Source organism: Gorillibacterium timonense (genome assembly GCF_001457415.1).
GTDB lineage: Bacteria > Bacillota > Bacilli > Paenibacillales > NBRC-103111 > Gorillibacterium > Gorillibacterium timonense.
Genome location: NZ_LN881722.1, coordinates 589,437 through 609,922, shown reverse-complemented (window position 1 = coordinate 609,922; position 20,486 = coordinate 589,437). Strand labels below are relative to the sequence as shown.

The following is a 20,486-nucleotide window of genomic DNA, read 5'->3' as shown; positions in this document are numbered from 1 at the left end:
AGGTTCTTTTTTATGCGCAAATTTATGTGCGGAAATCTTCTAAAGTCTTCTTAAACGCCCAGATACCCTTTGATTCCTTTGACGATGGCGGCAGCTACCTTGTCCTGGAAGGCATTCGTGAACATGAGCGCTTCCTCCGTCTTGTTGGACAAGTACCCGATCTCCAGCAGGACACCTGGCATCTCCGTCTTGCGGATGACGCGGAAGTCCTCCTTGCGCACCTTGTCGTCGCGGAAGCCCGTTGCCGCTACCAGGTACTTATGAAGCGTATCAGCCAGCGTCTTGCTGTAGCTGTTGTAGTAATACGTCTGCGTTCCGTTCGAACTCGCAGTAAAATTATTGCCGTGAATCGACACGAATACATCCGCCCCCAGCTGGTTGGCAAACGCCGCGCGGTTGTCGAGCGTGACGAACGTATCGGTGGACCGCGTCATGTACGCGTCGATTTCCTTTTCCTTGTCGAGCAGTGCTTTCACTTTCTTGGCAACCGAGAGGTTGAAGGTCTTCTCCGGTTTGCCGGTCACCGAGATGGCGCCGGGATCGGTTCCGCCGTGGCCGGCGTCGATGACGACCTTGTACTTGCCGTTCGCCGGCTTCTTTAACGCGAGCACCAGCTTGCTTGAACCAGGCTCGCTCACCACTTCATAGGGAACCTTTCCATTGGTGTCGAGCACGACCCGGATGGTAGCGGTCTCGGAATCGTTGATCGCGTACCGGATTTGCGACACGAGCGGATTCGTCGAGGCCACGGTTTGGGTGGCCGTTTCAGCGTCCAGCCTCGGCAGGCTTCCTCCCGCCACTGCATTCGGAATGTCAATCACGATCCGTTCGGGATCGCTCAAGGCGAATACATTCGCATCCATCTTGTCTCCTGCCTGAATCGTCACCTTATCGCTTGTCGTGGTGATCGACCAAAGCTCGGTGTGTCCGGCGATATCGGCTACAGCGTCAGGCGTCTTCAGATACACCGCCTGCAAGGTGCTATCCCACTGCACCGTGAAATCGAAGTGCTCGGCAATGAAACGGACGGGCAGCAGGGTCGTCCCCGCCTTGACCACCGGAGCGGCCGGAAGGGTCACCTTCACTCCGTTCACATAACCCAACGTCGAATTCTCGAACACCTCGATTTTCTGCTCATCGCGAAGAACCGTCATTTTGTGGGAGGCGTTGTCCCAGTTGACGATCGCTCCGAAGGCTTCGGAGATGACGCGCGCCGGAACCATCGTGGTGTTGCCGGACAGGTAGGGAGGAACAGCAGGCTCTAATTTCTCCTCGTTCAGATACAAACGGATTGGGGAATCCGCCGCGGCATGGGTCATAGTCGGCAATAAGAACAGGAAGGCTGCGAGCGACAGAAAAGACCAAATCAGTTTTTTCATCTTCACCTCTACCAATCATTAGAACTTGTCGAAAGTTGACGATAACGTTAGACTCTCGTTTCTGGGAAAAGTTTCTCCGATCGACAAATCTTTTTTTGAATATTCCGTTTGTTCTCCTCGCATTTTGGGTATACTTGGTACTTTTCAGCCCCTTATTTCCTGCTGCGCGCTTGGCTTCATCGCTTCCCACCCTTTAAAGCGGTTACACCCCAAGGTCCTGCATCTTATTTCCTGAATTTTTGCAAAATTCGTCGAAAAGCCCTTCAGGTTTTCTCCTCCCCTGCCGTTAATTACTCTGTAAGACCTATTATGCTGGACCCGTTTGCTTTGGTTTTCACCGTTCCTGCGGGCAAGCTTATTCGAGGAGATCCTTCTATGCGCAACTTTCTTCCTGTCGCTCCTGCCGCCATCCTCGCCTGCCTGATCGGATTCCTACTTTTCACCCTACCCGGACCGGGCGCACCAACTGTTCAGGCTGCTTCCGCCAGTAAGTCAGGTACAACCGCTCCATCGTCTGTTTCCACCGTTAAATCCGGTGTGGCCTCTCAGCCGGACACCTCTCTCAAGTCCGCTGCCACTCAACCGTCCGGCAGTTCCGCCTCCGCACCCTCGTATGAGATCGGTGCGTTTTATTTTCCCGTGTGGAACGAGCAGATGGGAGCTCCCTTTGTGAAAAATGCCGAGAAGCTCTACGGCCATTCCCGCGATGTCTTCGGCGGCGTCAAGGACCATCTGACCTCTCCCGGTCCGTGGGGCTATGGGCCCTTCCCGGATCGGGAGCCTCTGATCGGCTGGTATGATGACCGGGAGCAGACGGTTATGGACACGCACATTCTTCAAGCTGCGAGCCGCGGGCTCGATCATTTTGCCTTCTATTACTACTGGAAGGATGCCGGCGGCGGCGAAAAACCGGCGCAGAGCATCCGCCGCTTCCAGAGCTCCGCTTACAAGGATTTGATGGATTTCTACCTTTACATGATCGCCTCGGGCAGCTGGCCGGCCTCCGATTGGGAGAGCCGCATCGTACCGGAGCTGATCAGCTTCATGAGCGATCCGTCCTACCAGAGGACGCCGGAAGGCAGGCCGGTCATCGGCTTTTACGGCGATTTCCAATCCCGTCTTGGCGGACGAGAAGGCTGGAGCCGCGCGCTGCGCGTGCTGCGGGATGAGGCTCAGTCCGCCGGACTCGGCAACCCGCTCATCCTCGTCAGTGGCTCGTCTTCCCTGGACGCAGATGAAGCTCTTGGCGCCGACGGCTTTCTGCCGCTCAATTACGCCGGGATCGGACTCGCCAAGACCGGCGTTGCCACCGATTATTCCGTCTATCCCGCCGCCTGGAGATCGGCGGTCAGCCGCTATGAGGGGCATCTGCTCATTCCGGGCGGCCTGAGTGGCTTTGATCCGCGTCCTTGGCGGGGCATCGGGTACAGCGATTCGACCTCCGCCGAGACCGTCTCCTACACCGATCCGTCCCCAACCAAATTCCGCAAGCAGTTGGAGGAGGTCAAGCGCTACCTCGCCGATCATCCGACCGCCGGCAATATGGCGACTTTCTACGCCTGGAACGAATGGGGCGAGGGCGGAGCCATCGAGCCATCCACGCTGTACGGCTTCGGGTATCTGAACGCCATGCAGGAGGTCTTCGGGCTGAGCGGCGCGGATTACGCCGCGCGGGTATCCCGGGAAGGCCTCTCCACGCTGGACCCAACGCTTCGTTTGGAAGCAGCGCCGGATACCGCCGTCGTCACGGAAGGCCAGATCTTCTCCTTCACCGTCCGCGCGACCAACCGCGGAAGTGCTACTCTCTCCGGAATCGGGTTGAAGCCGGATGCGGCGGGGTGGACCGTTCAGGCAGCTGGCACATCCTCAGCCGACACCCCCTTCTCCCTCGCCCCTGGCGAGACGAAAATCTTCACCTATTCCGTCAAAGCGGGCGTGGGAACGGATTACGCCAAGCACCCTCTGACCGTGTGGGTCGATTATTCCACGGGCGGAAAAACCGCAAGCCGGACCGAATCCACCTTCGTCGTGAAGTCTCCCGCCGTTACTGCCGTTCTCAAGCCGGTCAGCGGAGCCATTCAGTCGGGTGAGAGCGTCCCGCTTACGCTCAGCCTGAGCAGCCGTTTTGCGGGTACGCCATCGGGCACCTACCGCCTCGAAGCGCCGGCCGGATGGACCGCCACAGGAGCGAGCGGAAACTACGCACTGCCCGCCGGCAGCGGCTTCCGCTCCACCAGCCAGCGCATCAGCGTAACCGTGCCGCAGGGCACGCCAGCCGGCTCCTACGAGCTTCGCTGGACGCTGAAGAGCGCCGGCGGACAGACCACCACCGGCACGCTGCAGCTGCGCGTCGGCAATCTTTTGCAGAATTCGGATTTCGAGCTTGCCGGAGGCGGAGCCGCAGAAGGAGCCTCCCCGTATTGGTTCGCCGTCACCGGCAAGGAGACCCTCTCCACCGTTTTGGGCCGGGACGGCAGAGGCAGCTCCCAGCGGATCGCAGCCGATGGCAGCGGCCGAGGAATCGGCCAGGAATGGATCGACCTTCTTCCCGGCCGGCGATATACGGTCGAAGCCTGGATCAAGGTGGAAGCCGGAGCCCTCACCGTCGCGGAGATGGACGTGGACGCCGGCTTCAAGACCAACCTCGGCTATTCGCTCCGGGAGATCGTCACCGCCGGAGAGTGGAAGAAATACACGTTCACCATCACCCCCAAGGCCGGTGCCGCCAAGGCGAGCCTTCGCTTCCTGACCGCCGGAGAGGGCCGCAATGTGGCGTACGTGGACGACGTGATTTACCGTCTGGCGGATTGAGGCCGCCTTGGGTTGGGTTGGGTTGGGTTGGGTTGGGTTGGGTTGGGTTGGGTTGGGTTGGGTTGGGTTGGGTTGGGTTGGGTTGGGTTGGCTTGGCTTGGCTTGGCTTGGGTTTCATCGGGTTTCATCGGGTTTCATCGGGTTCATCTGGCTACTCTTAAGCTGCTCATCGAAGCTCATCGGACCCTCTTGAAGTACCCGGCATTCCCCCATTCACTCCTGCCCAGACGCGCCATTCGCTAAAACCCGGCAAGGGTAACCACTTGCCGCTCAACACAAACGGCAGCCCGCAGGAAGAGAGCTTCGCAAGAAAGCCTCTTCGCTCCGGGCCGCCGTTTTCCATTGGACCGCATCGGTTCCTCCTGTCCGTTCCCGCATCGCCTGTCACTTCCTACCGCTCCCAGCCGCCGTCCGCCGTCTGTCGCCGCAAGCCACCTACCGGCCTCTGCCATCTGCTGTCTGTCATCCACCGTTTGCCGTCTGTCGGTTGCCATCTGCCGCCTACCCCTGCTGCTCTTGTCGCTCCCAGCCCTTCTTCATCAACGCGAGCAGATGAGACAAATACTTGCCGAGCATGACGCTCAGCTGCGCCTTCATCACCTCGCGGACGATGCCAAAGCGGTCTTCGTATCCCCTGCAGACGTAGTGATAATAATAGACCATATCCGTCTGCTCCTCTCCGACCACCTTGATCGACCGCAAAGCCAACTCTCTCTTCAGCTGGTGAAGATCTCGGCCGATCTCATCCAGCAAAAGCTGCGTGGATGCCAAATAAAGCTTCTTAAGTGCCATCGTGGAACGTTCGATGTCTTGGCGGTTCCGCTCCACCAAGGTTAAGAGGTGCGGCAGCAGAATAAAATTCCGGAGCATCTCCAGCTCCTCCGTTTCCGGCGGCCCGCTCTTCTTCCGGTCCTTCCGGTGCTCGTATTGCTCCTGGTGCTCGGTAAGCAGCATCTTGGAATTCCACCTTTCGTTTCCGTCCAGTTTGCTCATTTGTAATGCCCTCCGATCTGCTCCGCGCGTTCCCGCGCCACGCCGGCTTCCAGCAGGGACGAAGCCCGCAAAATGGCGGCGCTGCCGTACCGGTCCTGAATGCGGTCGATGGCCCGCTCCCTCCGGTACGCCTTCGCCCGGTCTTCAAACAAGGTCAGCTGCATCACCTTATCCTCGACGAGCGAGTCGAGGGATACGAACAGTCGGCTGACCGGCGCGCCGCTCCAATGCTTGGCGAACAGAGGCAGCACCGCCTTCGCCATCTCATGCGCGAGCGAGGTCGGCTCGGGCAGGGTCGTCTGCCGCCCGAACCCCCAGGCCCGGTCGCCGTCGGTCTCCACCGCTCCCACAGACACGACCCGGCCCATGAAGCCCCGGCGGCGGGCGCGGCGGCAAACCTCCGTCACCAGCTCCAGCAGCACGACCTGGATGTCGGCCAGCTCGCCGTAGAGGCTGCTCCGCAGCGCTTTGCCGTGGCTGATCGACTTCAGCTCCTTGCGGATGCCAGACTCGACCGGACTCGGATCGATGCCGCAGGCGATCTGCCAGTAGTAGTCCGCCTGGATGTCGCTCTGCCGGCCCATCTCGCGGCGCATCCGCCGCCGGAAGTCCATCTGGTCGAGCCGGGCGATGTCGCCGATCTGCGTGAGCCCCATCCGGAGAAAATGCCGCGTCATCCCCGTCGATACCATGAACATCCGATGCACCGGCAGCGGCCACAGCGTCTCCGCGATGTTCGACTCGTTCAGGGTAAAGATCCCCTTCTGATTTTTCTTGGCGAAGTTATCGGTCGCCGTCTTGGCCAGCACCTTGTTCGGTCCAATGCCGACCCGGCACCACACGCCAGTGGACAAGAACACCTGCGCCTGGATCTTCCGGGCCAGCTCCTCCGGGCTCTGCACCGCCCCGGTCACATCGAGGAACTGCTCGTCGATGCTGTAAGGCTCCACCCGGTCGGTAAAGGATTCAAAGATCTCCGTGATGAGCAGCGAAATCGCAATGTAGGTTTGCATGCGCGGTCGGATCACCACGAGCTCCGGGCATTTCGCCCGCGCCTGGCCGACCCGTTCGGCCGTCGTCACCCCTTGCTGCTTGGCAATGGGACACGCCGCCAGAATGATGCCCGATTCGCGCGCAGGATCGCCCACCGCCACCGGACGGTTCTCGAGCTCGGGCCTGGCCGCCTTCTCGATCGAAGCATAGAACGACTGCCCGTCGATCAGAAAAATCGTCTTTTCCCCCATATATCCACCTTCAAATGGGAACATATATTCTTATCCTATTATAAACACGAATGTACGTTCCTATTCAATGGTTATTTTTTGGAACTTGCGCGGACCGCCGGACAGGCTATACTGAAGAAAAAGGAGGAATGGGCATGTGCGGACGCTACACGATCACCGTTACCCTGGAGGAGCTGGAAAGCATGTTCCGGCTGGGGCCTCTCGATAACCCGAATTACCGGCCCCGCTACAATGTGGCGCCCGGCCAGATGATTCCGGCGATCATCGCGCACGAGGGGACCAATCGGCTCGGCGAGCTGCGCTGGGGGCTCATTCCTTCGTGGGCTCGCGACGCCAAGGAAGGCATGAAGCTCATCAACGCCCGCTCGGAGACGGCGGCGGAGAAGCCGTCCTTCCGGACGCTGTTTGAGCGCAAGCGCTGCCTCATCCCCGCCGACGGCTTCTACGAATGGCAAAAGGACGGCGCTGCCCGCAAGCCGTACCGGATCGTCCTGAAGGACCGCGGCCTCTTCTCCATGGCTGCGCTGTACGATACCTGGATCGCACCAGACGGAAGCAAGGTATCCAGCACAGCCATCCTCACCACCGAAGCCAATGAGCTGATGGCGCCGATTCACAACCGGATGCCGGTGATCCTGCGCCGCGAGGACGAAGCCCTCTGGCTCGACCGGACAAACCGGGACATGTTTGCGCTGAAGGCGCTGCTCCGTCCCTACGACGCCTCGGCGATGCGCGCGTATCCCGTATCTCCCGCTGTCGGCAACGTGCGGAGCGACGGTCCCGAGCTTCTGCGCGAGATCAGCTGATCTCGCTCTCCTCCGACTGCAAGAGAAGAACGGCCATGAGCCTCGCCCCTGGTCCTATGCGCACACCGGAGGCTGGCATCACTGCCACCCCCCGCTAAAAAAGGCAAAAATCCTATTCATGCAACTGCCTTTGGAATAACCCCTAGCATGAGAAGCCGCCACAAAGGGGAACACCAAAGATGGAGATTATCCTCTGATCAAGGGGTGCGTTGCAGATGGGGACTAACCTCCGATCTAGGGGAACACCACAGACGGGGATTAACCTCTGATGAAAGGGAGCGCTGCAGATGCGGACTGGAAGCAGATGGGAACAGTACGGGTTTTTACCCTGGCGCTGCATCGAAGAATTTATCCGGAATAAATCCTAGCGGAAGCTATTGCTGCTATTTAGCTCAAAAAAGCACCTTTGTAAAGCTAACGGAAATGGGTGCAGCTATTTGACTTGCTTCGGAGTGGAAATCAGCAATTGATCCCCATTAGCGTCGTCGATCTCCGTTAGAATTTCAAAACCCCGTCAATCGAATAAATAGCGGCCATGGCCGCCGGTAGAACGGGCATCACACAAAGGGAGCGAATCAAGCCCGTTCCATCTTCCCCGCTTGATTCGCTCCCTATCTATCGTCTTTTTATGATCCGATCAGCCGTCACCTTTTACAAGCCATCTTTTACAATTCCGTAGTACACCCGGTCATCGTATTCATTCGTGTCGCTGTAATAATAGCTCTGCCGGAGCGTTCCCTCCATGTTCATGCCGGACTTCTGCAGGACGCGCGAGGACGCTCGGTTCCGACCGCGATGGAACGCTTGCAGCCGATGGAGCCCCGTATGGGCAAACGTGAAGACAATGACCGCTTTCAACGCTTCGGAAGCATACCCGCGATTCTGGTACGCCCGTCCGATGCAATACTCCACATCGGCGAACCGATGCTCCTCGTCCACGCTGCAAAACGCAATCTGCCCGATGCATTCCCCATCCTTGCCATCCTCGTCATCCTTGTGAAGCACAATCGCCCAGCGGTAAAATTCGGGGCGGGCATAGGAGTCCGTCCACGTTCGCAGCAAGGCCTGAACCTCTGTCATCCGGTCATACGCCGGTTCTCCGTAGTCCGCCTGCACCTCGGGGTCCCCGATCCAATTTCGCAGCATGCTCGCCGCGTCCTGCATGCAAAAAGGCCGCAGTACGAGCCGATCCGTGGCGATCGACCGGGTTCCCGCATGCTGGCCTTTTCCTTCCTTTTCATCCATCCAATCCGCCGAGTTCACTCTCGCATGCCTCTTCCTTTCTTTTTGTCGATCCGATCTTACTCCCCGTATCCCAGCTATTTGACGACCGTGTGGCCGTTCCCACGTAGCACTTGGTTGCAGATGCCCGCATGATAGGCTGGATATACATAGATGTATAACCTATTCTTGTTTCGGATAAAAATCCCTGCTCTCTGCAAGCCGTCACAAAAAAGCCCTCGCTTGTGCGAGGACTTTCCAGCCTATGAAGTAGGTCCAACCGAGCAGGCTCTAGCCGTGATATTAGAACCGCCTCTTTCGGCCGCCTCCCTTATACAGTCGTCCATCATCCAATACCGTCTATGCAGAGGCGCTTCCATCTACAAGTACGTTGTCAACTCAAAAACGGGGGGTATCGCACCACTTCTCATACCGATTGACGCCGCTTCGTATCCACACGATTAAGGTTAACAGCGTACTAGCTATTCAATGGCGAGCAGCTCGCGTATGTCCTGCTCGGTGAGGGCGGACAGCGATTCCTCGCCCGGTTGAATGACTTCCGAGATCAAGGTTTTCTTCCTCTGCTGCAGCTCGACCATCTTCTCCTCCACCGTGCCCTGAGCGACGAGTCGGATCACCTGCACGACCTTCTTCTGGCCGATGCGGTGCGCGCGGTCCTCGGCCTGCTGCTCCACGGCGGGATTCCACCACAGGTCGTACAGCACGATGGTGTCCGCGCCCGTCAAGTTCAGCCCGGTGCCGCCGGCCTTCAGCGAAATCAGGAACAGATCCCGCTCTCCCTCATTGAAGCGCGTGCACAGCTCGACTCGCTCGGAAGCGGGCGTGCCGCCGTCCAAGTAAAAGAACGGCACCCCCCGGTAGCCCATCTCCCGGCCGATCAGCCCAAGCATCTCCGTGAACTGCGAGAACACAAGCAATCGCCTGCCTGCGCTGCGGGCATCCTCGATGGTGTCCAAGAGCTGTTCAAATTTGGCCGAGCTGCCGGTATAGTCCTCAATGAACAGGGCGGGGTGACAGCAGATCTGCCGCAGCCGGGTAAGACCGGCGAGGATGCGAATCCGGTTCTTTTGCAAGTCGTCCTGATCCAGATGCTGCAGCGTTTCGTGCCGGAGCTTGGCGAGATAAGCCGTATACAGCTTCTTTTGCTCCGGCAGCAGCTCCGACACCTGAACCGACTCGATTTTCTCCGGAAGCTCCTGGAGCACGTCGCTCTTCAGCCGCCGCAGCAGAAACGGGCGGGATCGCTTGGCGATCGTCTCTCGCGGCAGCTCTCCGAATGCCTTTCGATTCGGAAACAGCCCCGGAAATACCCCCTCGAAGATCGACCATAGCTCTTCCAGCGAATTCTCGATCGGCGTCCCGGTCAAGGCGAAGCGGAACTCCGCCGAAAGAGCCCTCACCGCCCGCGCGGTCTGGGTGCTGTAATTCTTGAATGCTTGCGCCTCGTCTAAAATCAACGTATGAAACGCCAGCTCGGCATAACGCGAAATATCCCGGCGCAGAAGCGGGTAAGAGACGATGATGGCATCGGCATCCCCCACTTCCCTCAGAATTGCGCTCCGCTCGGCTTTCGTGCCGTCGGCGATAACCGCCCTGATGTCGGGCGCGAATTTGCGCAGCTCGTTGCGCCAGTTGTAGAGGAGCGAAGCGGGCGAGACGATCAGGGCCGGCTGCTTGCGGTCCCGGATCTCCGGCAGCACGGAGACGAGGAAGGCGATGCTCTGCACCGTCTTGCCAAGCCCCATATCGTCGGCCAGAATGCCGCCGAACCGGTAATGAGCGAGCGTCTTCATCCACTGATAGCCGTATTGCTGGTAGTCCCGCAGCACGGCAGCGAGGGATGGGGGCACGGGAAAATCAAGATGATCGGGATTGCGCAGATTTTCCAGGAGCCGCCGAATCGACTTGCCTAGACGAACGACGCTCCCGTCGCCGCGACTCGCGGATTCCAATACATGCAAGCCTTGTGCGACGGGAAGACGGAACCGCGAGTCGGTGATTTCGCCCTTGGGCAGACTGACCTCGTTCAGGAAGCGGATCATTTCGCGGAATTCTACCGTCTCGAGCGGGAGCAGCGCTCCGTTCTTCAACCGATGATAGTTCCGTTTCTCGACCAGCGACTGAATCACGGCACGAATCTCCGATTCGGGAATGCCGTCGATCCGGAAGCGAAATTCGAGCCAATCGGTGCGCTCCTGGAGATCCACGGAGATGCGGGGCGGCGGATTGTCGGTCAAAAGCCTGGCTTTGACGGCGGACGTCGCATAGATCTTCGCCACCCGCTCCAGCTCCGGCACGATATGGTACAGAAATTCATACTCGCCTTCCTCGTCGTGCATAAAGAAGCCGCTCTCGGTTTTGGCGAAGGCCGCCGTCTCCAGCAGCTCCAGAATGCGCGCCTCCCGTTCCCACTCGCGCATAAGGATACGGCTTTCCCCTCGCCGCGAGCCATCGCCTTCAAGCGGATTGATGACGATGTCGCCGTACTGGAACTCTAATCCGACCAGGAGCCGTTCGCGGACCAGATCCAGGTAGATGCGAGCGTCTAGCGGAGCTTGGGTGATCCGGTCCGAGACTTCCCGCGCAATGCGCACGTCGCCCAGCTTCATCAGACTGGGAACAGCCCGATCCATGAAAAGTCCCATCTGCTGAGGAGGAATCGGGATCTGATCCGCTCCCGCACTCTTCATCAGCTTCTGCAGCTCGGCGAGCCGCTTGCCTTCGTCCGGCTTCAGCCTGATAAAGCGGCCTTCGGATAGCGCCATCCCGTACGCTTCCAAGATGAGGATGTCGTGTAGACCGCGAATGTCGAGACGGATGTCAGGACCCTCGGCCTGTCCGAATTCGAACTGCAGGGGGAGCGGCTCATCTGTATAATGAAAGCCGTCATGAGTCCGCTCGCCGAGCTGCAGCTTGACAAGAGACGCCTCAGCAAGCAGGGGAGCGATCGCCTCCCAGGCATAAGGGGGAATCGGCAGCGTCCGGGTATCGCCGACTTCCCCTGTATAGAAAGCTCCCGCCGCTTCGCGCTGCAGCTTCTCGTTGCGGCGGGCCTCGATGAGTCGGGTGAGGATTGCATAGTCGGCGGTAGTGAAGCAATGCAGAGCGGGGTCGTAGGTAAAATGCCGAGAACAGTCATGCGCCTCTCCGCGTTCGAAGCGGATGAGAAAATCCCGAATGTCTGCTACCACATACCGCTTGCCGGGTCCGATTCGAAGCTCGATCCCGAGCAAATTCCTGCGGGGGCCGTACATATAAGGAGCAATGACGAACTCCGTCTCCAGCGGCGTTCGCGTTTCGAACAGGGCTCGGGCGCCGCCTACGGAACGCGGCTGATACCGGAACAAATCAAGCATTCGGCTCGCCAGCAGCTTTTCTTCCGCGTTCCCAGAGGAACTCCCATCTGATCTTTTGGCCAACGCGGGTTCATCCGCTCTCTCATCGAGTCGCTGTTCGGTCATCATCTGATGCAAGGCGGCTGCAACATGCTTGCAATAAGCATCAAACGAGAAAGAAACGGAGCAGCTGCATTCCGCCGTGATCTCCCCGCCCGAATGAATTTCAACGATGACCCGGCAACTGCCGTTGTCCTTCACGGCCACTTCGTAAATCGACTTCCCGGGTTCTTCCTTGAGTAAGAGTAAGGCTACTTTCCCCGCCCGACGAAAGGCTTCGCCCTTTCGATAGGCCGTCTGGCCGCATAAGGATCGGATGATCCTTTCGGTAATGGGATAGCTCACGGGCGTCCCCCCTCCCTGTACTTCTTCTATCTATAGAACTCGTTCCATTCATCAGCAGACATTCATTCCGGTCGACAGATGCAATAGTAGCGAGGCCTTCTTGCATCGCCGAAGGGTGATAACCTTGATCCCCAAAGACCGTAAAGTCAACAAGGCGTCTCCGAAACTCGCGGTTAGCGTCATCCTGTTGGGCTAGCCTCCGTTCCCTTCCGGCTTACTCACAATCATTCCCTCAGTCACAACCTCATTCTTGCATTATAGGCGAACAAGCATTCGTTTAGCCAGGGGGAATTGAAGCCATGCGAGAAGAGAACGACTCTACGTTGGCGTTTCTAACCATTTCCGCACCGAAAGCGACTTCTTTCCAATCACCCTTTCTTCACGAGGCTGCATGTCTCTGAACAGCCCTCGGATTTGGTTATGCGAGTCAACCTCCAAGCCATTTTTTACAATAGCTTAACGGCAATACTCATTTAAAATAATTGTTTCTTTATATAATGAATAAACAAGTCAGCTAAGGCTTCTCCATCAGGCTGTTTTGACAAAACTTTATTTCGTGGGGTTGATAACGATGGCACAGCCTACCGATCCGAAACCGACGAATCCTAGGGCACAAAAAAAGAAAAATCCCCGAGGCAGGATTTTGGAAATCCTCGGGGCTTCGACAAAGCTCGGTTTGACGTCATTTGGAGGGCCTATCGCTCATTTGGGTTATTTTCGCGAGGAATACGTCAAGCGCAGAAAATGGCTGGATGAAAAGAGCTATGCCGATCTGGTCGCCCTGTGCCAGTTCCTTCCGGGGCCCGCCAGCAGCCAGGTCGGAATCGCGATCGGCATGATGCGCGGAGGGCTGCTCGGCGGGATCGCCTCCTGGATCGGATTTACCCTGCCCTCCGCATTGGCCTTGACGCTCTTCGCTTACGCCTTGGGAAACTACGCCGATCTGGGCGATGTCGGTTGGCTTCACGGCCTCATGATTGTTGCCGTTGCCGTCGTTGCCCAGGCGGTTTGGGGGATGGCTCGCACCCTCGCTCCGGATCGTACGCGGGGAACGATCGCCCTCTTAACGGCTATCCTCACCTTATCGTGGCATTCCGCTTACGGTCAACTCGTGCTCATTGCCGCTGCAGGGGTTCTCGGCCGTTTTTTTCTGACAAGATCCGAAATCCCGGACGCTCCTCCCATCGGCCTCTCGATCAGCCGCCGCGCAGCGGGTGTCGCCTGGGTTCTGTTCTTCGCACTCCTGATCGGATTGCCTCTGCTGCGAACGGCGTTTCCTTCCCATTGGCTCGCTGTGTTCGACAGCTTTTACCGCGTAGGTTCCCTTGTCTTTGGCGGAGGCCATGTGGTCCTTCCGATGCTTCAAGCCGAAGTGGTTGCCCCGAGCTGGCTGACAGATGCCCAATTCCTTGCCGGTTATGGCGCGGCTCAAGCCGTTCCGGGACCTTTGTTCACCTTTTCGGCCTATTTGGGCGTGCCATGAACGGATGGATCGGAGCAGGAGTCGCCTTACTCGCGATGTTTCTTCCGTCCTTTCTGCTGATCCTAGGCGCATTGCCGTTTTGGGATACGATTCGCCGCCGCCCCCATGTTCAATCGACCCTAAAGGGAGTTAACGCCGCCGTTGTTGGCATTTTGCTCGCTGCCTTATACGATCCCGTTTGGACGAAGGCGATTCATACGCCTTATGACGTTTGCCTTGCCCTCGCGGCGTTCGGCTTGCTCATGCTGTGGAAGCTTCCCCCTTGGATCATCGTGCTCTTCTCCGCAGTCGGCGGCACCCTGATCTCGATCTTACCCTAATGGCGGGGACTCGTTGTTCCTTCATTAGCCTTGAGCTCGGCGATCAACTTATCGCCTTCCACGTCCAGATTCGGCAAAATGCGATCGAGCCATCTGGGCAGCCACCACGCCTTATCGCCAAACAGAGACATCACGGCTGGAACAAGCGTCATGCGAACGAAGAAGGCATCCAGCAGAATCCCTACCGCCAAGGAGAAACCCACTTGCTTGATCATAATATCATCGCCAAAGATAAACCCGGCGAACACAGAGACCATAATGATGGCCGCTGATACGACAACCCGGCTGGCAAGGGTAAACCCGTGAATCACGCTCTCTTGTCCTCGGTGTCCATGGACATAGGACTCCCGCATGGAGGATACCATGAACACCTGATAATCCATTGCCAATCCATAAAGAATACCCGTGACCATAATCGGGAGGAAGCTCAGGATCGGGCCTCCGGTATCAAAACCAAAGAGACGATGGAACCATTCCCACTGGAACACCGCGGTGGTTAATCCGAACGTAGCCAGCACACTAAGAAGGAAGCCTATAGTGGCCTTGATCGGAACAAGGATCGAGCGGAACACCAGGAGCAGAATGATCAACGATAGGATCACTATGATAACCATGTAGATTGGGAATACCTCTGCCAGCTTCGCCGACATATCGATATTGATCGCGGTAAAGCCTGTTACCCCAAGGTTGACATTATGGGTACGCGCAATCGCTGAATCCGTCTCCCGCAGGTTCTCCACCAGCTTGTGGGTGGCTTCATCCGTAGGACCTGTAGCCGGGATCACATTGAGGATGGCCATATTTCCGTCCTTGTTCATGCCAAGAGGCGACACGACCGACACGTTCTCCACGCTTCGGATGTCCTGAACGAGTTTGTACAAGGCTTCTTGCGATACCGTCCCGGAGGGATCCTTCGGTTCGGCGACGATCAGAAGCGGCCCGTTGAACCCTTCCCCGAAGCCCTTCGAGATCGCATCATAGCTTTGCCGCTTGGATGTGTCGAGGTTCGCGGAGGAGCCTGAAGGCATTCCCAGCTGCATATCGGCAATCGGTAGCGCCGCTGCGCCGAGGATGACGACAACCGCGACAATGACAATCCAACGATAGTGGCTGACACCTTTCACCCATCGGTCTGCCATTCCATGCTGTTTGTCTGCTGGCTTGGTACGACTCTTCTCCCGAAGCTTGTTGGAGCAGATGCGCTCGCCTACCAGTCCGAGCAGGGCCGGCAGCAGGGTCAAGGCGACCAACACGTCGAGAAGAACGGTGGCGGAGGCTACGAGCGCCATAATGTTCAAGAAGGACAAGCCAATTACCAGCAGCCCGCACAATGCGATGATGACCGTGAGTCCCGCGAAGAATACCGCGCTACCGGCGGTGCCGACCGCCCGGCTGGCCGCTTCCCTCGCGGTAAGCCCTTGGTCGAGGATCAGGCGGCGTTGGCGATTCACAATAAACAACGCATAATCGATGCCTACGGCCAAACCGATCATAAGAGCCAATACCGGCGTAAACGAAGTCATCGTGATAAAACTGGATATGGCATAAGCGCTGCCGACGCCGATCCCGACACCGAAGAGCGCAATCACAATCGGCAAACCGGCAGCTACCAGAGAACCGAGCGATGCGATCAAAACGATCATCGCGATGATTAATCCGTAAACCTCATGCATCCCTAGCGGAATTTCCACCGGCTGCAGGCTTTCACTGGGCAGTACGGTAATGCCGGTGCCGTTCTCTACTTTCGAGACCGTATCCACGACTGCTTCGGCTACACTTGCAGGCAATGAGCTCTGCTGTACGGTGAATTGGAACTGAAACAAAGCGACATTGCCATCGGAAGCGATCAGCACGCCAGGCACAGGGTTACCATCTACAAGAAGCGGACCGTAGGGGGGCAGCTGCGTCGTTGCGGTCGCGCCGGCACTGGCGGCTGCATCTCCGGTTTGAGCAGCGGAATTGGTTGCTGCCCCTGCCGTTGCCCCGCTCGCGGCAGCAGCTTTGGCAAGCTCGATGGGATTAATGACATTGTCAAGGCCGTATACCTTGCTGACCGCCTCCGTTATCGCGCTTACACGCTCCGGAGTATCGAGTCTTTCCCCTTCAGGTACCGTGAAGACCACACTACCTTGACCTCCAGCAGCTTCCGGCAATACCTGCTCTAACTTATCCAATACCTTTTGCGCTTCCGTTCCTTCCAGCTTGGTTTCAGAGCTTGTGGATATTCCGTTGGTAAACAGCAGCGCGATAACAACACCGAGAACCAGGATCCAGCCTGCAATAAAATACCATGGTTTATCGTAAGCCTTTTTCCCTAGCTTATATAAAAGTGTGGACATATCGGTATGATCCTCCCCAAGTGTATAACTCTTTAACTAAAATCCGTTTCTCAAATATCCGAAAACCATACCCATATATTGATCAAAGGTAATGGAACTCGGATACTCCGTCGCGGCTTGACCGGGCAGCAATACGTTAATGCTCCCGTCCACCACAGGAAGAACCGCCCCGTAGACGGCCCCGACAATCAAGTGACTGTATCCCTCCGGGTAACGTTCCTTGCACAAATCGCCCAATACTTTCAACGCATCGGTTTGCAGACCTTGAAAAACATTCAGGATATGCGGCTCTAACGTTGGATACTGCTTGGCTAACCGCACAAGCTCCCGTAAATTACGGAACAGCTCGGCTGTAAACTGCGTTCGCAGCAATTGGTGCAAAATGTCGATCGGAACGGCGTCAGCAGGCAAATCATCGAGTATGTGTTCCGCATCGTTGAAGCCTCGGAAGGAAACAGCCGCTACCGCCACCGCTTCTTCCTTGCATGAGAAATGGTTCGCGAACGTTCTGCGCGAGTAACCCGCGCGCTTCACCACGTCGTCGACGACAAAGCCATCCATCCCCCTTTCACGCGCAAGCTCCAAAGCTGCACTCGCCAGGGCATGCGCGGTCGCCTCCTTCTTGATATCACGCAAGCTGTCTTTGTTCATCGCTTCCTGCATCTCCTCGGGTAACCTTATATCGTTACGGTCATACCAAAATAACACAACGATGCCCATTGTGCAATGTTGCCCATTATGCATAATTGCACAATGGGCATCGTGAATCGACGCTCAGCATTGTAACACAACTGAACGATTGTCGATTAAAGCCAAAATGAAACCATCCATGGATGTGATACATGTGCGGGCTTTCAAGGTAACTGTCCCGCTCCACAGCGGACGGCTTGGCGTCAGCATTTTCCCAGTCTGAATGTCGATCTCGCATTGAAGGATAACGCCCCAACCGTCCTCATCCGAGCCATTGCTCATGAAGAAGTCTCGATCGCCTTCGAAATAAAGATCAGGATCGATGCCTCGGGTCATCATGCTCGAAGTAGATGGACGCGCTCCGGGCTTCAGCGAAGGGGTAACCTTTCAGGATCTGGCATGCTGAAAGACATGGGTGTCGTCGACGCGCTCCTTCTGGATGGAGGGGGCTCCGCGACGTTCGTGGCCAGGTTCCCGGAAAGCCGACGCGAATAATTTTGAACCAGCCTTCCGACGGAGGGGAGCGCAAGACCGCGAACGGAATCCTGCTCGTTAACAAAGCGCCGGAGTCTGCGGCCGCTATAATCCGGCTGTAAATGCATATTGAAAAAGAAGCAACCTCTCTCGGTTAGCCGGGAGAAGGTTGCTTCATTACATTTCGATCGATTCGAGGAACAGATAGCAGCCTTGCTTCGTCTCCCCCGTGATAAGGCGGTGCATTCAGTAGAAGACCCTCAAATGGCCCCCGCTTCTTAAGCGGGCACTTCCTTACATTCGCTCAATTCACTTGTCATCTTGCTATCCAAAAGAAAAAAGCCTTGCTTCGCAAGGCTTTCCTGTAAGTGCGGTCGAGAGGACTCGAACCTCCACGAGATTGCTCCCGCCAGCCCCTCAAGCTGGTGCGTCTGCCATTCCGCCACGACCGCATGTAAAAGATTATACTTCATCATCAAGTAAAACGCAAGAAGTTTCTAGCTAATCCCTGATGGACTCAGTCAAGTCTATCGTAAAAGTGATGCGAGCTTCGTTCCCCGGATCGCTCATTTTTATTTACCAAGAAAGACAATAAAAAAACCCCCTACACATCAAGGGATCTCATCGTTTACAATATGGTGCGGTCGAGAGGACTCGAACCTCCACGAGATTGCTCCCGCCAGCCCCTCAAGCTGGTGCGTCTGCCATTCCGCCACGACCGCATATGAATAATCCTGCAAGCATCACGAATGAATCCGGACAAAAACTGGTGAGCCATGTAGGACTCGAACCTACGACACCCTGATTAAAAGTCAGGTGCTCTACCAACTGAGCTAATGGCTCTTGGTGACCCGTAGGGGATTCGAACCCCTGTTACCTCCGTGAAAGGGAGGTGTCTTAACCCCTTGACCAACGGGCCGCTGCCTGATTTTCAGGTGCCGCTCAAAGCGACAAGGGTTATTATATAATGCTCATCCTGCATTTGGCAAGCTCTTTTTTTGAGTTTTTTGTCCGCTTTATCATGCCAGAAAACCCAACCTTTTATGCTGAAAGCAAGGCATTCCCGATTGACAGCTTCTGGTTAACAACTGGCGATATACCGATCTCACCCCGAAGATGGCGCCATACCAACGACTTGATCCCAACCCAAGAAATGACGCCCATGCTGGGCGTACCAACAAAACAAGCCGGGCGTCATCGCCCGGCTTGTTTCCTTAGAACGGAGAGAGAGGGATTCGAACCCTCGCACCGATTGCTCAGTCTAACCCCTTAGCAGAGGGTCCCCTTATAGCCACTTGGGTATCTCTCCAGGACTGGCTCCCTGGACAGGACTCGAACCTGTGACAACTCGATTAACAGTCGAGTGCTCTACCAACTGAGCTACCAAGGAAAATCAAAAGTCAAAATCTATATTATCACGGCATTCTAGACAAGTCAAGCGCTTCCAGCTTGAGTTTTCCTCGGCATCGCCCGCACAGGTAACGCGTCGGATCGACTCGCCGCTTCCGTAGATACTCCATCCCGCAAGCTTGGCAGCGAAGCCGATAGCGGTACGGCTCCTTTCTTCCCGCCGTCGGCAGCGAACGGCAAAACCGGGTTCCCCCCACCTGTCGGAGAAGCGCCTTAAAGTCGGCGTCACGGTGCTGGTAGCCTCTTTTGCTCAGATGCAGATGGTAGTGGCACAGCTCGTGCTTGATGATCTTGTCCATCTCGTCCAGACCGAATTCCTCCGCGTGTCGGCTGCTGATTTCAATGTTGTGGCTCTTCGTAAAATATCGCCCTCCCGTCGAGCGAAGGCGGCTGTTAAACTTTGCCCGATGCCGAAACGGCTTCCCGAAAAATGTTAGCGAAATCTCCTCCACCCGCTGCTGAAGGAGCTCGTCCGTAAGGGCGGTGCCGTTTGTTTCACCCACAGCTTCGCCCTCCCATCCCGGCCAATCGGCCGACGCTATGATTCCGATCCATTGACAATTCCTCATGGCCGAACGGAGCCACGCCTGTGGAAGGCATCTTTGGCCTTCCTCTCTTGAATTTTTACCGCAACCTACGCTACACTGTCAAGAGAACCAGCCCGTTTCGGGATAGAGAGGGGATTATTGCCATGGCGTCAGCCCTGCGTTACGTACTTCTGAGGACCGGGGAACAGCTGCAGTTCGTATCCATGCCGGCCAGCCACCTGTATCAATTGACCGCCCTGCTCGGCCGTCTGCACAAGGAAACCGGCAAGCTTACCGCTGAACCGAAGCCGGTGCTGCCGTTTGCATTGGCCGAATGCGACAACCTGGAGCTTGTGGACCGCACTCTTCCCGTGGAAAACGGCCTCGCTTATATCAATCGGCTCGAAAGCGAATTTGCCGCTCTTCCTGAGCGCGCTTATCCGCTTGTGTCGCTCCTAACGGAAATCCGTGCCCTACAGGCCCAGCTTGAGCAGTGGTACGAAGAGGAAAGCGCCTAATCCGCCTTATTCGGCAAGGAGGACAGATGGCCGGGAAAATCCCGTTGCTGCCAACCTCCCCCCCGCACCATCCGCCCGGGTGCTTCATATCATGGAGCAGACCGACCACGGGAAGGGAGCGGACGCTTGATGCCGCAATGGTTAAGCAATCAGTTGATGCGGGCTTTCCAGACCAAGAACGTGAGAAAGATCAAGCTGTTGAACGACTGCTGGTACTTTTACCGCATACAGGGATTGGGACATGAACAGCGGTCTCCCGATACCCCCAGCCAGAACCGGTAAAAAGACATTGACTTTCACACGGAACGGCTCGCTGCTCACAGATAATTTTTAGCTGAATCGAACAAGAAGCATTTGAAAAAAAGCGGAGGACCGCCAAAAGGGGCGGGTCTCCGCTTTTTATATCTCCTGTGTTCCGCCGGGTATGAAGCGCAAGGCCGGACAGCTGCTTATGATCCGGCGGTGGGGTTACCTGCCCGAATACGGTCTGCCACCTGTTCCAGCCGGCTC

General features: G+C 56.8%; 13 protein-coding genes, 6 tRNA genes and 2 pseudogenes. 6 read left to right on the top strand and 15 right to left on the bottom strand.

Going from position 1 to position 20,486, the window contains the following annotated elements; genetic code table 11:
* Positions 1-50: 50 nt before the first annotated feature.
* Entirely contained in the window at positions 51-1,379 is a 1,329-nt protein-coding gene (locus tag BN2684_RS07235) for an N-acetylmuramoyl-L-alanine amidase family protein (RefSeq protein ID WP_058301469.1), read from the bottom strand.
* Positions 1,380-1,754: 375 nt separating this feature from the next.
* On the opposite strand from BN2684_RS07235, the gene BN2684_RS07230 reads away from it, so the two are divergent.
* Positions 1,755-4,190: a glycoside hydrolase family 99-like domain-containing protein gene (locus BN2684_RS07230; protein WP_058301468.1), complete on the top strand. Its 2,436-nt coding sequence runs from the start codon at positions 1,755-1,757 to the stop codon at positions 4,188-4,190.
* A gap of 239 nt (positions 4,191-4,429) precedes the next feature.
* On the opposite strand, the gene BN2684_RS07225 is transcribed toward BN2684_RS07230, so the two are convergent.
* From BN2684_RS07225 to BN2684_RS07215, 3 genes are read right to left on the bottom strand one after another with little or no spacing between them, the layout of a single operon-like run.
* Entirely contained in the window at positions 4,430-4,684 is a 255-nt protein-coding gene (locus BN2684_RS07225) for a hypothetical protein (protein WP_058301467.1), read from the bottom strand.
* Positions 4,685-4,691: 7 nt separating this feature from the next.
* Positions 4,692-5,183 (bottom strand): YhjD family protein, encoded by a 492-nt coding sequence (locus BN2684_RS07220; protein WP_058301466.1) that lies wholly within the window; start codon positions 5,181-5,183, stop codon positions 4,692-4,694.
* Positions 5,180-6,427: a DNA polymerase IV gene (locus BN2684_RS07215; RefSeq protein ID WP_058301465.1), complete on the bottom strand. Its 1,248-nt coding sequence runs from the start codon at positions 6,425-6,427 to the stop codon at positions 5,180-5,182. Before BN2684_RS07215 ends, BN2684_RS07220 begins: the two co-directional genes overlap by 4 nt.
* A 134-nt stretch (positions 6,428-6,561) precedes the next feature.
* Here BN2684_RS07215 and BN2684_RS07210 point away from each other — a divergent pair, with 134 nt between their 5' ends.
* Entirely contained in the window at positions 6,562-7,233 is a 672-nt protein-coding gene (locus tag BN2684_RS07210; RefSeq protein ID WP_058301464.1) for an SOS response-associated peptidase, read from the top strand.
* Positions 7,234-7,884: 651 nt separating this feature from the next.
* Here BN2684_RS07210 and BN2684_RS07205 read toward each other — a convergent pair.
* Positions 7,885-8,496 (bottom strand): GNAT family N-acetyltransferase, encoded by a 612-nt coding sequence (locus tag BN2684_RS07205; protein ID WP_199825303.1) that lies wholly within the window; start codon positions 8,494-8,496, stop codon positions 7,885-7,887.
* 440 nt (positions 8,497-8,936) lie between these two features.
* Positions 8,937-12,215: a DEAD/DEAH box helicase gene (locus tag BN2684_RS07200; protein WP_058301463.1), complete on the bottom strand. Its 3,279-nt coding sequence runs from the start codon at positions 12,213-12,215 to the stop codon at positions 8,937-8,939.
* Positions 12,216-12,786: 571 nt separating this feature from the next.
* Between BN2684_RS07200 and BN2684_RS07195 the strand changes: the two are divergent.
* Positions 12,787-14,018: pseudogene (locus BN2684_RS07195) on the top strand (chromate transporter).
* On the opposite strand, the gene BN2684_RS07190 reads toward BN2684_RS07195, so the two are convergent.
* Both BN2684_RS07190 and BN2684_RS07185 read right to left on the bottom strand, forming a co-directional pair.
* Positions 14,015-16,357 (bottom strand): MMPL family transporter, encoded by a 2,343-nt coding sequence (locus BN2684_RS07190; RefSeq protein ID WP_058301462.1) that lies wholly within the window; start codon positions 16,355-16,357, stop codon positions 14,015-14,017. The pseudogene BN2684_RS07195 and the gene BN2684_RS07190 sit on opposite strands and share 4 nt — an antisense overlap.
* A 36-nt stretch (positions 16,358-16,393) precedes the next feature.
* Positions 16,394-17,008, bottom strand: coding sequence for a TetR/AcrR family transcriptional regulator (locus BN2684_RS07185; protein WP_058301461.1), 615 nt, complete (start codon positions 17,006-17,008; stop codon positions 16,394-16,396).
* Between the two features lie 370 nt (positions 17,009-17,378).
* Between BN2684_RS07185 and BN2684_RS25345 the strand changes: the two are divergent.
* Positions 17,379-17,628: pseudogene (locus tag BN2684_RS25345) on the top strand (phosphodiester glycosidase family protein); the annotation flags it as partial.
* A 262-nt stretch (positions 17,629-17,890) separates the two neighbouring features.
* On the opposite strand, the gene BN2684_RS07175 reads toward BN2684_RS25345, so the two are convergent.
* From BN2684_RS07175 to BN2684_RS07145, 7 genes are all read right to left on the bottom strand, one after another.
* A tRNA-Leu gene (locus tag BN2684_RS07175) sits at positions 17,891-17,973 on the bottom strand.
* A gap of 184 nt (positions 17,974-18,157) precedes the next feature.
* A tRNA-Leu gene (locus tag BN2684_RS07170) sits at positions 18,158-18,243 on the bottom strand.
* A 45-nt stretch (positions 18,244-18,288) separates the two neighbouring features.
* Positions 18,289-18,364 (bottom strand) — tRNA-Lys (locus tag BN2684_RS07165).
* 1 nt (position 18,365) lies between these two features.
* Positions 18,366-18,440: transfer RNA gene (locus tag BN2684_RS07160), tRNA-Glu, on the bottom strand.
* A gap of 301 nt (positions 18,441-18,741) precedes the next feature.
* Positions 18,742-18,830, bottom strand: a tRNA-Ser gene (locus BN2684_RS07155).
* 5 nt (positions 18,831-18,835) lie between these two features.
* Positions 18,836-18,911 (bottom strand) — tRNA-Asn (locus BN2684_RS07150).
* A gap of 25 nt (positions 18,912-18,936) precedes the next feature.
* Positions 18,937-19,434 carry a SprT family protein gene (locus BN2684_RS07145; RefSeq protein WP_058301459.1) on the bottom strand — a complete coding sequence of 166 codons (498 nt, stop codon included), beginning with the start codon at positions 19,432-19,434 and terminating at the stop codon, positions 18,937-18,939.
* A 188-nt stretch (positions 19,435-19,622) separates the two neighbouring features.
* On the opposite strand from BN2684_RS07145, the gene BN2684_RS07140 reads away from it, so the two are divergent.
* Together BN2684_RS07140 and cmpA are read left to right on the top strand one after the other, a co-directional pair.
* On the top strand, positions 19,623-19,976 hold the full coding sequence (locus BN2684_RS07140) for a hypothetical protein (protein WP_058301610.1): 354 nt from the start codon (positions 19,623-19,625) through the stop codon (positions 19,974-19,976).
* A 129-nt stretch (positions 19,977-20,105) separates the two neighbouring features.
* Positions 20,106-20,258, top strand: a complete 153-nt coding sequence (gene cmpA, locus BN2684_RS24225; protein WP_108722170.1) for a cortex morphogenetic protein CmpA — start codon at positions 20,106-20,108, stop codon at positions 20,256-20,258.
* Positions 20,259-20,486 lie beyond the last annotated feature (228 nt).